This window comes from Natronoglycomyces albus (assembly GCF_016925535.1).
In the GTDB taxonomy this organism is placed as follows: Bacteria; Actinomycetota; Actinomycetes; order Mycobacteriales; family Micromonosporaceae; genus Natronoglycomyces; species Natronoglycomyces albus.
On sequence record NZ_CP070496.1, the window covers coordinates 3,287,031 to 3,301,976 of the forward strand.

The window sequence follows — 14,946 nt, forward strand, 5'->3', positions numbered from 1 at the left end:
CGGTTGACTACTGTGTGCCAACAATGGGGAATCAGTTATCACTGTGGACACTTCCGTCGCGTTGTGGAGCACGCCGCGTAATAGGTGAGCGGCCGCCCCTTTAGAGGACGACCGCTTCTCACCTATGGAAACCGGCGGCTCTTTGACAACCCAGCGAACCGCGCGGCAAGGTCTAAGGCTTCCGCAAACAACGCCTTCGGCGTTGGGTTTAGCTCATTTTCCAATATGGGTCTCGCCTCGTACGGCTTTGAAAAAGCGCTCTTGCGTCATTCGCGCCGTAGAGCCAACCGTCGTTAGACGAAGACCTCCCCGATAGCTCCCAGTAGCTGGCGGGCGATGACGATGCGCTGCACCTCGTTGGTGCCCTCGTAGATCTGGGTGATCTTGGCATCACGCATCATGCGCTCAACCGGGTAGTCACGGGTGTAACCGTATCCGCCGAGGATCTGCACGGCCTCCACGGTGACTTGCATAGCCGTGTCGGAGGCAAAGCACTTGGCAGTCGCGCCGAAGTATGTCACGTCGTCGTCCCCACGTTCCGACTTGGCGGCCGCGGCATAGGTCAGTTGACGGGCGGCGGTGATGTTCATGGCCGCGTCGGCCATCTTGAACTGCAGCCCTTGGAACGAGGAGATTGGCTTGCCGAACTGCTGCCGCTCGGTGGAGTAGCCAGCCGCGTAGTCGAGCGCGCCCTGTGCGATGCCCAGCGCCTGTGCCGCGATCGTGACCCGCGTGTGGTCGAGCGTGCGCATGGCTAGCTTGAATCCCTCACCCTCGGCCCCGATCAGTCGATCGGCGGGGATGCGCACCTGGTCGAAGTACACCTCGCGGGTGGGGGACGCTTTAATGCCCAATTTGTGTTCGGGAGCCCCAAAGCTGACGCCTTGGTCGTTTTTTTCGACCACGAAGGCGCTAATTCCCTTACTGCCCTTGCCGGGATCGGTTACGGCAAAGACCGTGTAGTAGTCGGAGGTTCCAGCGTTGGTGATCCAGCGCTTGACCCCGTTGAGGACCCACTCCTCACCGTCACGCACGGCTTTGGTCGTCATGGATCCCGCGTCGGAACCAGCCTCGGGCTCAGACAGACAGTAGGAGAACATCGCCTCGCCAGCGGCGACTTTTGGCAGGTACTTCTGCTTAAGCTCTTCGCTTCCGCCCAGCATGATCGGCATGGTGCCGAGCTTGTTGACCGCTGGAATAAGGGAAGAGGAGGCGCAGGCACGGGCTATTTCCTCGATCACGATAGCCGTGCCCAAGGCGTCGAGCCCCGCACCGCCATATTGCTCGGGGATGTGGGGGGCATGTAGATCGGCCGCGCGCAAGGCTTCATAGGATTTTTGCGGGAACTGCGCCGACTCGTCAGCTTCCGTTGCCCGTGGAGCCACCTCGGCATCGCATACTTCCCGAGTTGCCTGCCGAATGACCGTATAGTCCTCCGGCAGTTGATAGAGGTCAAAGTCCTTGTTCGCGGTCATGGTGCTCCCATACTTATCCTGATTCCACTTGCGCACGACGCTCAAGGCGGCGGGCGCGTCCAGGCAACGTAGTTGGTGTCTGCTCGATCGCTACCGATCCTACCAACCGGTAACATAGGGCGGACGTTAGCTAGAACACATTCTCCATCACAGATGGCGTCCGCGCAGGCATCGACCGGTTGCGTGAGTCGCTGTTGCAACCGCTCCCACCACGTGGGCGTGTAAGGGGTGAGATAATGGAACGAAGACTCCCACCAGAACCGGGCACAGCACAAGGCACGCAGTCAGGAGCTTTACCCAGGTGAATCGCCTTTGCGAACCCGCAGGCAGCCACCTAGTCAAGCTTGAAACCTGCCGCAGGAGTCTCATGGAAGCCTCTCGCATCCATCCTGACCTCAGCCCGCCTATATCGGTCGAAACCCGCCGCACACCTTGAGGCTGACTCAGGTTGGCTGCCGAAACGCTCCTGCCGGGCCGTCCACCAACGTAGACTTCCCGAACCGGAGTTTGAGCCGACCCGACAACCTCCTTGTAATGAAAGGGACACGTCTTGACGACCTCGACAGACTCCCACTTGACGTCCACCCCCCGCCCCCGCCTGTCCTTCATAGGCTGCGGCTACCTCGGCGCCACCTACGCCATCTGTTTCGCCGAGCTCGGTTACGAGGTCATCGGCTTCGATATCGACAAGAACAAAATCGAAGACTTCTCATCGGGAACCGTGCCCTTCCACGAACCCGGCCTGCCTGACCTGCTTAAGAAGAACCTCGACTCGGGCCGTCTGCGCTTCACCACCGACAGCGGCGAAATCGCCGACTTCGCCGACGTGCACTTCATCTGCGTCGGCACTCCCCAGCGCCCCGGAGAAGCCGGAGCCGACCTCTCCTACATCGAGTCCTCCGTCTCCGACCTGGCCCGCAAGCTCACCCGTAAATGCCTCATCGTCGGCAAGTCGACCGTCCCGGTCGGCACCGCCACATGGGTGCAGGAAATCGTCGACGCCAACGCCCCCGCTGGGCTCGACGTCGAGGTCGGCTGGTCTCCTGAGTTCCTGCAAGAGTCCAACGCCATGCACGACGTGCTGCGACCCAACCGCATCGTCGCCGCCACGCAAAGCGAATGGGCCCGCAACCTGCTGCGCGCCGCGCACAAAGGCGTCATGGACCTAGCCGCGCTCGAAGATCGCGAAGTGCCCGTGGTCGAAACCGACCTGGCCACCGCCGAACTGGTCAAGGTCGCCGCCAACGCGTTCCTCTCCACCAAAATCTCCTTCATCAACTCGATGTCCGACCTATGCGAGACCACCGGCGGCAACATCACCGACCTGGCTCGCGCGATCGGCTATGACGCGCGTATTGGCAATAAGTTCCTCCGCGCCGGTATCGGCTTCGGCGGAGGCTGCCTACCCAAGGACCTGCGAGCACTGGCCGCGCGCGCCGAAGAGCTGGGAGCGGGCGACTCCTTCCGCTTCCTGCACGAAGTCGACCTCATCAACACACGCCGTCGGATTCGCGCCGTGCGCTCTATCGCGGAGCTGGTGGACCGGCCCGCCGGACCCGCTGGCCCCAACCTCGAAGGCATCAAGATCACCTGCCTGGGGGCGACGTTCAAAGCCGACACCGACGACATTCGCGACTCGCCCGCGCTGGACATCGCCCGCAAACTACACGCCGCGCGTGCCGACGTCACCGTCTATGACCCAAAGGGCCTAGACAACGCTGAAAAGGCGGCCCCGGAGCTCAACTACGTCAAGAGCCTGGCCGACGCGCTCAAAGACGCTGACGCGGTGTGCATCTTGACTCCGTGGGAGGAGTTCCGCAACCTCAACCCGGAGGCAGTCGCCTCCGAGGTATCGAAGCAGCGAGTCTTCGACGGGATGAACATCCTCGACGGGGCCACCTGGGTGGCCTATGGCTGGACCTATCGCGGAGTCGGGCACGACCTTTCGGTCACCGAATAACCTCATCGCCGATGGTGGGGCCGACGCTTCGCGTCGGCCCCACCATCGGCGTATCCCTATCATCGCGAACAGGCACCTTTCAGCCCACGCTCATCAGTAATCACTGACATAACACAGAATTACTCTCATCCCTTTCGACTCAGCTGGCCTGGCCGCGCAGAGCTGAACGAACGATTAAGTGAATTCAGAGTCACGAAATATCAGCAACTCGCTACTTAAGCTATTTCAACAGGGAAATTGTTCGCGCTAGGTGTACATAGGTTGGTATGTGCGCCCTTGTGAAACAACTCAATAGGCAAGCTCACAACAATTAATTGCCCAGGTGGTCCCGTCATGGGTGTTCAATTCCCGCCCGAGCTTCTACGCTTCATCTATGAACCGACGCCTCCTGATCCTCGGGGGCGCGACGGTCCTCCTCCTGGGTCTCGTGTTCAACCTCCCATTGACGAGCTCCCCCAGCGACGGCACAGGCTCCGACCACCCCGAGGTTGCCGCTACCCATAGGCCGGCCGAACCAACTCCGAGCGACGAAGACGACCAGCCAGATCACGAGCCTGAGGATGACTTCGACCAGGTTGAACCGCCCCGCCCCGATCTCAACGAGGTATACGGCGGAATATTCAACACCCGCAAGCTCACCGGGAGCGACAGCGTCGCCTTGACCTTCGACGACGGCCCACACCCAGAGTGGACGCCGCAAGTTCTCGCACAGCTGCGCCAACATGACATCAAGGCCACCTTTTGCCTCATTGGCAAATACGCCGAGAACCACCCAGACCTGGTCGCACAAATTCATGCCGACGGGCACACCCTGTGCAACCACAGTTGGTTGCACGAAATGGATCTTGGCGAGCAATCTCCCAACGTCATCCGCGAGAACCTGGAACGAACCAACGACGCCATTCGCGCGGCCGTCCCCGATGCCGAAATCCCCTACTTCCGGCACGCGGGCGGCAACTGGACCCTGCGGGTCGTACACATTTCCGAGCAGATGGGTATGGAGTCGATCCACTGGGACGTCGACCCACGAGACTGGGACGTCGAACACGAACGTGACGACATTTATGACGATCTGGTCGCGGCCACGGAGCCGGGCTCGATCGTGCTTCTCCACGACGGAGCCAGTAACCAAGAGGAGATGTACGAGGCCCTTCGCAAGGTCCTGCCGTATTGGATCTCCCACGGTCTTGACTTCACCGAACTGTGAGCGAGCGTGCGGTGTGCTGGCGACGTACGTTGTGAGAGAACATGTCTAACCCGAACATGCCTCGACAATGACAGCTTCGCCACCACCTGAACACCCAGGAGAGACCCCACCATGCTCCCCCACTACGCCGTCGACGAATCACAACGTGGATCCGACGCTGACACGATCGTGCTGGGAAACCCGTTGGGATGCACACTCGACATTTGGGATCAGCACATCGGCGACCTCACCGAAAAATTTCGGGTCGTCCGCTTCGATCTGCGTGGACACGGAGGATCAATCCAGAAAACTGGCAACTGGACGATTGCCGACCTCGCCTCTGATGTCCTAGCCGTCCTCGATGAGCTAGGAATCGACAGCGCCCATTACGCCGGAATGTCGCTGGGCGGAGCGCTGGGCATGCACGTGGCGATTCACCAACCGCACCGCATCAAGAAACTCGCCCTCATCTGCACCGCTGCCCAGATCGCCACACCTGAGTACTGGTATGCGCAAGCCCAAACCGTCCGCAACCATGGCCTAGCCGAGACCGCGGAGCGTTCCATGAAGTACTGGTTCTCGGAAAGCTTCATGCTCACTCACGCCACCCGTGTGGCTCAGGCGCAAAACATGCTGGCCAACATCGACCCGCCCGGCTACGCGGCTTGCTGCGAGGCCATCGCCCAACTGGACCTACGGCCCGATCTGCCCCGCATCGACGCCCCTACCCTCGTCGCAATAGCCAGCGCCGACCGGGTCACGACACTTAGCGATGCCGAGACACTGCTAGCGCGGATCGGGAACTCGGAGATGGAGGTTATCTCCGGGGCCGCTCACTTGGCCAACGTGGAACGCCCGGAGGCGGTCACGGACCTCTTGCTGTATCACTTCCTGTCCTGAGCCTCAGGCTGCGCTGCTGAACAAGCGGCGGTGGCAAATATGGAGGTTAGGGTGGAGAGATGAACCGACTCGCCGAGGCCATGTCTCCTTACTTGCAACAGCACGCCAACAACCCCGTCCATTGGTGGCCGTGGTCGGCCGAGGCTCTAGCACAGGCACAGACGCGCGACCTGCCGTTGCTGATCTCAGTCGGATACTCCACCTGTCACTGGTGCCATGTGATGGCGCGGGAGTCATTCGCAGACGCCGAGGTCGCCGCCATCATCAACGAGAACACGGTACCGATCAAGGTTGACCGGGAGGAACGTCCCGATGTCGATGCGATCTACATGCAGGCCACCATCGCGCTCACCGGTCAAGGCGGCTGGCCAATGACTGTGTTCGCTCTGCCAGACGGGACACCGTTTTTCGCGGGCACGTACTTCCCAAAGCCACAATTCATGCGCCTGCTGGGCGGCGTGAAGGAAGCGTGGGCGACGAAGCGTTCCGAGCTTACCCAGCAAGGCAACATCATTGTCGAGGCCTGTTCCTCGGCGGGACCCGATTTCGCGGACGTGACGGTTGCCTGCCCGCTGGAGGGACCGTGCCCTCCAGCTCCACCGATCGATGAACAGCTGCTGGACTCGGCCGCAGCGGAGCTAGTGGCCGCGGCGGACTGGGAACACGGCGGGTTCGGACACGCCCCGAAGTTCCCGACCACCCCAGCCTTGAACTTCCTGCTGGACCATTACCAGCGCACAGGGTCGAGGGATTCGGCTTCGGTGGTCGAACTGTCGTTGCACGGTATGGCACGCGGCGGTATCTACGATCAGCTCGCCGGCGGCTTCGCACGCTATAGCGTCGACGAGGCTTGGGTGGTGCCACACTTCGAAAAAATGCTGTATGACAACGCGGAGCTGTTGGCCCTGTGCGTGCGGATGGGGTCCGACCCCATCGCGCGCCGGGTCGCCGGGGAAACCGCCCGGTTCTTGGCCAGCGCGTTCGCCACCGATGAGGGCGGGTTCGCGGCGGCCTTCGACGCTGACACCGATGGCGAAGAAGGACTGACCTACGTGTGGACGCGCCGCCAGCTCATCGAGGTACTGGGCGAGGAGGACGGCACGTGGGCGGCGGATCTGTTCGCCGTCAACGACCACGTTCCCTCGTTCGAACATGGCACTTCGGTACTGCGACGGCTCACCGAACCCGATGACCCCGCCCGGTTCGAGACGGTGCGACAGCGGTTGCTGGAGGTACGCGACGGGCGACCACAGCCGCACCGTGACGACAAGGTGGTGGCGGCGTGGAATGCGCTGGCCATTACCGCCTTGACCGACTACGCGATCGACCAAGACGACTTGGAAGCGGCGGCGTTCGCCGACGAGGCGGCCCAGACGGCCGCGCAGTTGCTGGCGCAACGTCATATGAGCGAGGATGGGCGGCTGCTGCGGGTGTCGCGCGCAGGCGCGGTTTCCGACGCGGCTGGTGTGTTGGAGGACTACGGGGCGGTGGCGCTGGCGTTTTTGGCGCGATACCGGTCGGGCGCGGACGAGGTGTGGTTGCATCGGGCCTCGCGGCTGATCGCGTCGGCTCGGCAGTACTTTAGCGACGGCGAAGGCGGATTCTTCGACACTGCCTCAGATGCGGAGCAGCTGGTCAATCGTCCGGCGGACCCCCATGATGGTCCGACACCTTCGGGCTGGGCGTTGATGGCAAAGGCTCTGTTGGCCATGTATGAGGCTAGCCAGGATGAGAGTTATAAAGACGACGCGTGGAGGGCTGTGAAACGAGTCGAGCCGTTGATCGCGGCGAATCCACGCTTCACGGGGGGATTGGCTTCGGCGGCGGAGACGCTGCTGCGTTTGCAAACCTCCTCGTAGTCGTGGCACGGAAAACCGCGAGCCCCACACTGAAGCTAGTGCGGGGCTCGCGGTTTATGCAGGGGTTAGGCGCTTTGCGCTTCTCTTTGTCGGAACTGTTCTGGGGTTGGCCAGATGAGCACCAGCGCACCCATGACGCAGACGCCGACGATGCCCCACAAGCCCACAGCGGTCGGTACCGAGATTCCCGCTGAGACGACTAGGCCCACGCCGACCACCGACAGACCTTGGATGAGCGACATTCCGCCCATCATGATCGTGTTCGTGCGTCCTCGATATCCGTCCGGGACGGCTCGGTTGAACGTGGCGTTGAGTGAGGCCAGTACCCCGATCATGAGGTTGCACACGATCGCGATGCAGATGACGACAGCCGCTGGCGGGTCCAGCAGTGCGGGCACGAGCGACAAGGGGGCGATGAAGAGCATCGGCTTCATCATCTTTCGCCGGGTCGCTGGCTTGATGAACCGTGTGAACACCACCGCTGAGATGATCGCCGCTAGTGGAGAACCCGCCATGATGGAGCCTTGGAGGATCGCGCCACCGTCGAGGTGATCGGCCCACAGTACCGCCGCGCCTTCGGGCACGATGGTGAATGCCACGAGGAAGAACACCGCTAGCGCGATGGCGCATAGCATTTTGTCCGTGAAGACGAGTTTGAATCCGTCGACGGTTTCTATCAGGAGGTTCTTGCGTTCTTTCGGGATCGTGGCCGGTCGGTGGTCAACCAGCAATAGTACGACTATCGCCGCGACGGCGAACGCTGCGGCGTTGATGCCGAGGGCGATGTGTGGGTTCAGGGCGGCCAGCACTCCGCCCAGGAAGTATCCGGTCAGCTGGGAAGCTTGGCTGACACTCATGTTGAGGGCGATTGCGGTGGAGAGCTTTTCGCCTTTGAGGATTTGCGGCAGCATCGCGGTACGTGCCGCGTGGTAGGCGGGCAGCAGCATCGACGACAGGAAGACGATGATTATCAGCAGCGGGATCGGGATACCGGGGATGGCGGCGAAGCCAATGAGGATCGCCCGCACCACGTCCGCGGTGATCATGACCCTCTTATACGGGAAGCGGTCGGTGAACGCCCCGAGGACCTGCGCGAAACCCAGATATGGGGCGTAGGTGATACCGAAGGCGAGGGTGGCCAGAATGGCCGAGTCGGTGGCATTGAAGACGAGAAACGTCAATGCCACTCGCATCAGCATGGAGCCAGCGGTGGAAAGGCTGAAGGCCGCAAGCAAACCGGCGGCTTCTCGGTTGCCGAGGACTTCAGAGAACTTCGCGGCCTCTTCTTCATCGCTACCGGGGCTCTTGCCGACATCGCCGCTTTCAGCTCCGCCGTTCTTAGCGTGGGTGTCCGACACGAGGAGTGTGTCCTTTCTAGGGCGTGACACGGAGTCGGTCACGCCTGAGACTATCCGGAATGGGGTGTTTTGGGAAGGGAACCACAAGAGGGATATCGGGAACTCTTACCGCAAAGTGCCATCCGGTTTTGTTCGGGCCTGGTCGCTGCCAGGCAGTGGTTCGTTACCTCTTGTGTGTCTCTTCTCGACTATCGCGTGGCTCGTAGCGAGATCGGGTCCTCAAGTTCGTTTCAGGTTCTCGTTTCTGCCGCGGAGGCGACATGTCGCGCCTGGGCGACCTGGGTGGCTCGCCCACGCCCGTTGAGCGTGAGCTAGCGCCGCCGCCTGGCCAGGCACTGGCATCCCACCGTCCTCGTTGCGGGCCAAACCTGAACCGGGCTTTTGAGAGACGTTCAATCTCCTGATTAGAGACAAATCTATCGTCTTACTGTAGTGATCTAACGCGCTGATGTCATCTTTTCAGATGCCACCGCGCCGACTCTCGACGATACCCCCTCCCCCCATTGGCATCCCCCGGTGCGTCATCCCGCACATGGGGCGCTCGCGCCGTTACCGTATTGAAATGGCGACAGCAAGGACAGTGAGAACCATTCTGGCCCTGGGTTGCGTGGCGGCGCTTGGCGCTGGATGCGCTAGTGAGACCTCAACGTGGGAGCGCGCTCAGGCCGAGGAACACGGCGGCCAAGAACTCGACCGGCTTTACTACCTACAAGCGGGTGAGGACCTGTTCGAGCCGTGGAAGGTGCCTGAGGGGACCGAAGTCGCCTGGGTTGACGCCCATAACGACTTCTCCGAAGCCGTCGGGATCGTCACCGGCGACGCCTACGGTGTACTCCGCGACATGTGGGTGCAGTTGCTTGACTACGGTTATGGCCCGGCCGTAGCCGAAGCCCAAGAACACGTATGCCTGGTTGAGGCCGATGCGCTTGACTGCACCATCATGGGCGTCAACGAGTTCGACAACATGACCGTGTCATTTCGGCTCCGGGTCCAAGAAGTCGCCGAGCCTGGAGAGCCCGCCGCGCTCATGTCCCTGTACTCACTACCGAGCGAGCACGCCTCGCCGCTGAGGCCAATCGAGGGAATCACCCTCAACGCCGAGCTGCAAGACATGCTCGACGCCTATGAGGCCGCTGGAGTCACGGTCCCCGGCCCCGAAGAGTCCGCCCCGGTGAACACTCCGATGATAGAGACTGGGTTGCTCGATCCGCCCAGTCTCCCCCACGACCTCATCACTCGATAGGGGCCGCGTGGCGACGAATGCCTGGGCATAACGCGCCCGGACATCGGCTCCTTCACCAGCATCACCGTTCCGCATCACGGGATAAAAGGGGCGGTGCGCGGTGACGGAAGCTCTGAAAAGGGATTTTGCCGCACGCACGTGACCTCCACTCCCGCCAAGAGGCGAGACTCCCTGTCCCCACCTGCGATTTTGCCAACAGCCTGCCGTCTAGGATGTGGCAGGAGATCCACAACGCTGCCACAATGGTTACCATCCGTGGTCGCCCGTGTGGGCGGTTCAACGCCGTTGAGGATCAAAGCCACCACATACTGACGTTCGCCGCCACATCCACGCCCTTTGAGGAACTGCCCCGAGACACCCTCGCCCAGAGATGAGAGAAACCCAATGACTGCCACAGTCGACACGGCCACCGCTGAAGAACTGATCGAAAACCGCGCCCGCATCATCGATGTGCGTTCGCCCGGCGAGTTCACCGCCAAGCGCATCCCCGGCTCGCATAACGTCCCGCTCGATCTTTTGCAAAGGGAAAAGGCCAACCTGGCCGCTTCCCATGACGACACCGTAGTCCTGACGTGCGCCGCTGGGCCCCGCTCTCACCAGGCTCGCGAGATCCTGGTGGCACATGGCTGGCGCAATGTCGTGGTCCTCGATGGTGGCCTCCACGCCTGGGCTTCGGCCGGGAATCCAGTCGAAGAGTCGAAGGGTGGCACCTGGGACCTCGAACGCCAAGTCCGATTCACCGCTGGCCTTATCGTCTTGCTCTTCGTGTTGGGAAGCCTGGCGTTCGAACCGTTGAAGTGGGGCGCTGCCTTTATCGGGGCGGGCCTGGTCTTTGCGGCCATCAGCAACTTCTGCGGTATGGGCATCCTGCTGTCTAAAGCTCCCTGGAATCGACCGCGAGCCAACGCGGAGGCTCCGTCTTTGGAACCACTGACCAAAAGCGCCTAGCCACTCATCCCTCCTGTCGTAGCAGTAAGAGGCGGTCCCCACTCATCTGAACTGGTCCCCAGAAGTCGGAACTCATTTCTCAGTCCAACTTCCGGGGACCAGTTCACATCGTGGAGGACCGCCTCTTACCACTTGGCCTACATATGCGCAGTTTAGGGCGCCTGGGACTCGGGGCCTCTGGGAGCGACGATCGCGAACTACTCGCCCCCTCCACCTCCACCGTCGCCCGAACCGCTGTCGGAACTTCCATGGTCATGGGACTTCTCACGCTGCCCGCTCATTCCGGCCGCCGCACCATCGCCGCCCGAACCACGTTGCGGCCTTTGGTAGAACAGGTAGAAAACGATGCCCAGGACCGCCAGAATAAACAAAAGGGGCGCATACTCGTTCATACAAAACTCCTGCCAGGAACAGGGATTATAGGGATACCTGCAGCGTATCTGAGAAAAACTCTGAGGGCGATAGTCACATCACCCTCAGTTATCAAGAAAGCGATATCAGGTCCCTCCGCGAAGCTGTGCGCTGGGACGATCACTTAGAAAAATCTCAGTCCCGCCGAACCATTTCGGCTGAGGGCAAGATTCACCTAAGGCTCACAACATGTACGCCTCCGGCGGCGAGGCCTAGCGGACCCACTGTTGGACCGGCTCAACCACAGATGCGCAAGATCCTGCGACGTCCTCGACCCGTTATCGAGCGCCCTGAAGCCTCACAACCAGGTATGAAAGTCGTCTCTATAGGGTTCAAGAGGAACCCGGCCCTCGCCTGGCATCGGTCTCAACTGGCCGCCAACGACAATCGCTAAACCCACGTACCAAACGCGCCCCTGATATTGCTATCCAGCTGCTCACACCAGGCAGCCAGGCCAATGTCTAGCTGCTCGGCCAAGAACATGGCCGTATATGCGACCAACTGCGGCGTATTACTGACCCCACGCACCGGCACCGGGGCCATAAACGGCGCATCAGTCTCCACCAGGATCAATTCACGCGGCGCGGCAGCGACAGCCTGACGCAGCATCGCCGCGTTCTTGAACGTCACATTCCCCGCGAACGACATGTAAAAACCACGCCGACCACATTCGCGCGCGAAATCCGCATCGCCCGAAAAGCAGTGCATGACGACCCGCTCCGGAGCCCCCATCTCATCGAGTACCCGCAAAACATCCTCGTGCGCGTCACGATCGTGAATCACCAAGGTCTTGTCGCGACTCTTCGCGATCTCAATATGGGCGCGGAACGACTCCTCTTGTTGGGCCCGGCCCTGCGGCTCAGTGCGATAGAAGTCCATACCGGTCTCCCCGATGGCAACCACCCGAGAAAGCGAGGCGAGCTTATCGATCGCCGCCAAGTCTGAGGCAAGGTCCGAACTCAAGGGAGCCTCATTGGGGTGCAACGCGGCCGCCGCGACCACCCGCGAATCGAGCTCGGCCAGTTCAGCAGCCCACTGGGAGGAAGCAACCCCCGTACCCACCTGCACGGCCCCCTTCACACCCACCGACTCAGCGGCGTCGAGGAAACCCGTGATAGCCGGATTATTCGGCGCCGGAATGTCCTCGTGGCGCGGCGGCCACCCGGGCACCACCAGGTCGAGGTGAGTATGGCTGTCGACAATCGGCGCCGGTAGAGGCGGAGGTGGAGTAATCGTGCGCGGCTTCTTGGCTTTGGACATGACTCAACTGTGCCATGTGCGCCCCAGCCGGTCGAACGAATACTGGCCGCATGAGACCGGCAGCCAGGAAACAACGAAGAGGCTGGTGCAAAAGTGCGTATTCAAGGCCACAGGAGGCGAAGTTTGCGTTCCTAAGCGAGCTGGCGAGAACACCGAAAGCGGCTTTTGCATAAGCCTCTATGGTCCAGTGTCTCTCGAGGCAACGTTGTTCCTACGGTGTGGCATCCAGCCCCAGACACAACGTCGACATCTACTCAGATTGCGAGGCCGGACGCCAGCCGCATAGTTTGGCTGGCGTCCGGCCTCGCACAGGCTTAGAGCTCTTAGGCCAGACGCTCCAGCTCTTCGTCCACGATCGACGGGTCGAGTTTCGTGAACAGAGGCGTCGGTTTGCGCAATGGCGTGCCAACCGTGATAGGTACTGACTCCCACGCGGGGACATCAGAGTAGTCGCCGGTCAGGATCGAATACCGGCCGTCGTTGCCGACCGCACCGCCCTCATCCAAGTCCGTGACCTCCTCGATGCGCGGCATCGGGGCAAAAGTGCCCTCACCACCGAGCATTTCGTACACAACCTGCGACGAATGCGGCAAGAACGGGCTAAGGAGCGTCTTCAGATCCGAAACCGCCTGCAAGACGGTGTGCAAAACGGTACCCATCCGCTCTTTGTCATCCTTGAGCTTCCACGGAGTCGTGTCAGCCAGATACTTATTCGCCGTCGCGACTGTGCGCATGGCCTCACCGATCGCCGCCTTAATGCGATTGGACGCGATCAGGTCGCCGATGCGCTCAAAAGCCGCAGCAGTCGTGTCCAACAGCTCCCGGTCGATTTGCTCAAGCTCGCCAGGTTGCGGTATCTCACCGAAGTTCTTCGCAGCCATAGCCACCGAACGGTTAACCAGGTTGCCCCAGCTGGCGACCAACTCGTCATTATTACGCCGCAAGAATTCCGTCCACGTGAAGTCGGTGTCCTGATTTTCAGGGCCCGCCACGCAAATGAAGTAACGCAACGCGTCAGCTGAATAGCGCTCCAGGAAATCCCGAACGTAGATGACGATGCTGCGCGAAGAGGAGAACTTCTTGCCCTCCATGGTCAAGAACTCCGAAGAGACGACCTCAGTGGGCAACTCCAGTTCGCCGAGTTCTTCGGAAGCGGTGCCGCCATGCGCGCCCTTGCCGTTAGCGCCCAGCAGCATCGCCGGCCAGATCTCCGAGTGAAAGACGATATTGTCCTTACCCATGAAGTAATAGGCCAGCGACTCAGGGTTGTTCCACCATTTGCGCCACGCATCGGGGTCTCCCGAACGGCGCGCCCACTCGATGGAAGCGCTCAAGTAGCCGATGACAGCGTCGAACCACACATACAGTCGCTTATCGCTGCGGTCGGCCCACTCAGGCAACGGCACCGGCACACCCCAGTCCAGATCGCGCGAAATCGCGCGCGGCTGAAGGTCCTCCAGCAGATTCTTCGTAAACCGCACCACGTTGGGCCGCCAACCATCCCGCGTGTCAAGCCAGGAGTTCAGCACATCGGCGAACGCGCTCAAGTCGAGGAACAGATGTTCGGTCTCGATGAACTTCGGCGTCTCCCCGTTGATCTTGGATCGCGGGTCGATCAGATCAGTCGGGTCAAGCTGACGTCCGCAGTTGTCGCACTGGTCACCGCGGGCAGAATCGTACTCACAGTGCGGGCACGTGCCCTCGATATACCGGTCAGGCAGCGTACGACCCGTGGACGGGGAAATCGCTCCCTCGGTCACCTTCTGGGTGATGTAGCCGTTGTCCCACAACGCACCGAATAGCTTCTGCACGACCGCGTAATGGTTGCCAGTGGTCGTGCGGGTGAACAAGTCATAGGAGAGACCCAAAGCGTGCAGGTCCTCCACGATCACCCGGTTGTACTTGCTGGCCGCCTCTTGCGCGGAAATGCCCTCCGCGTCGGCCTGCACCAGGATCGGCGTCCCGTGCTCGTCGGTTCCCGACACCATGAGCACATCATGACCGCGCATTCGCATGTAGCGGGAAAAGACGTCGGCGGGAACTCCGAATCCGGCTACATGTCCGATGTGGCGCGGGCCATTCGCATAGGGCCACGCCAGCGCAGTCAATACATTGGTCATGGGATTAATCCTATAGGTAGGGACCTGATCTAATTTCAAGGCCGCAGCTTAGACCACATGCATGCCATCATGTGAGAAGGTCGCGCCCGTGGATACCCACGGTAGCCACGGGCGACGCTGCGTAGCGAAAAACACCGCGGATTCTATCGGCGACGATCGAGGGCGGGCCCGAGAAATATCCGCTATTTGAGGCATAGCCGGGCGATTTCCCTCCAAACAGGCATAG

Annotated in this window: 11 protein-coding genes; 6 read left to right on the top strand and 5 right to left on the bottom strand. The window is 61.2% G+C overall.

Translation table 11 applies throughout. The features are described from left to right. Positions 1-293: 293 nt before the first annotated feature. Positions 294-1,475, bottom strand: coding sequence for an acyl-CoA dehydrogenase family protein (locus JQS30_RS14070; RefSeq protein WP_213170872.1), 1,182 nt, complete (start codon positions 1,473-1,475; stop codon positions 294-296). Between the two features lie 550 nt (positions 1,476-2,025). On the opposite strand from JQS30_RS14070, the gene JQS30_RS14075 reads away from it, so the two are divergent. The 4 genes from JQS30_RS14075 to JQS30_RS14090 all read left to right on the top strand — a co-directional run bounded on the left by JQS30_RS14075 (position 2,026) and on the right by JQS30_RS14090 (position 7,380). After that, positions 2,026-3,435 carry a UDP-glucose dehydrogenase family protein gene (locus tag JQS30_RS14075; RefSeq protein ID WP_213170873.1) on the top strand — a complete coding sequence of 470 codons (1,410 nt, stop codon included), beginning with the start codon at positions 2,026-2,028 and terminating at the stop codon, positions 3,433-3,435. Between the two features lie 373 nt (positions 3,436-3,808). Next, positions 3,809-4,642, top strand: a complete 834-nt coding sequence (locus tag JQS30_RS14080; protein WP_213170874.1) for a polysaccharide deacetylase family protein — start codon at positions 3,809-3,811, stop codon at positions 4,640-4,642. Between the two features lie 111 nt (positions 4,643-4,753). After that, entirely contained in the window at positions 4,754-5,521 is a 768-nt protein-coding gene (locus tag JQS30_RS14085) for an alpha/beta fold hydrolase (RefSeq protein ID WP_213170875.1), read from the top strand. A gap of 59 nt (positions 5,522-5,580) precedes the next feature. Beyond that, positions 5,581-7,380 carry a thioredoxin domain-containing protein gene (locus JQS30_RS14090; protein WP_213170876.1) on the top strand — a complete coding sequence of 600 codons (1,800 nt, stop codon included), beginning with the start codon at positions 5,581-5,583 and terminating at the stop codon, positions 7,378-7,380. A 65-nt stretch (positions 7,381-7,445) separates the two neighbouring features. Here the strand turns inward: JQS30_RS14090 and JQS30_RS14095 are convergent, their stop codons facing one another. Next, entirely contained in the window at positions 7,446-8,738 is a 1,293-nt protein-coding gene (locus JQS30_RS14095; protein WP_213170877.1) for an MFS transporter, read from the bottom strand. 580 nt (positions 8,739-9,318) lie between these two features. Between JQS30_RS14095 and JQS30_RS14100 the strand changes: the two genes are divergently transcribed. Together JQS30_RS14100 and JQS30_RS14105 are read left to right on the top strand one after the other, a co-directional pair. After that, positions 9,319-9,981 (top strand): hypothetical protein, encoded by a 663-nt coding sequence (locus JQS30_RS14100; RefSeq protein WP_213170878.1) that lies wholly within the window; start codon positions 9,319-9,321, stop codon positions 9,979-9,981. 384 nt (positions 9,982-10,365) lie between these two features. Further along, positions 10,366-10,929, top strand: coding sequence for a rhodanese-like domain-containing protein (locus JQS30_RS14105; RefSeq protein WP_213170879.1), 564 nt, complete (start codon positions 10,366-10,368; stop codon positions 10,927-10,929). 197 nt (positions 10,930-11,126) lie between these two features. Here JQS30_RS14105 and JQS30_RS14110 read toward each other — a convergent pair whose 3' ends face one another. The 3 genes from JQS30_RS14110 to metG form a co-directional block, all read right to left on the bottom strand. Next, on the bottom strand, positions 11,127-11,321 hold the full coding sequence (locus tag JQS30_RS14110; protein ID WP_213170880.1) for a hypothetical protein: 195 nt from the start codon (positions 11,319-11,321) through the stop codon (positions 11,127-11,129). A gap of 409 nt (positions 11,322-11,730) precedes the next feature. Further along, positions 11,731-12,600, bottom strand: a complete 870-nt coding sequence (locus JQS30_RS14115) for a TatD family hydrolase (protein ID WP_213170881.1) — start codon at positions 12,598-12,600, stop codon at positions 11,731-11,733. A 323-nt stretch (positions 12,601-12,923) separates the two neighbouring features. Then, on the bottom strand, positions 12,924-14,720 hold the full coding sequence (gene metG / locus JQS30_RS14120) for a methionine--tRNA ligase (RefSeq protein ID WP_213170882.1): 1,797 nt from the start codon (positions 14,718-14,720) through the stop codon (positions 12,924-12,926). Between the last annotated feature and the right edge of the window lie 226 nt (positions 14,721-14,946).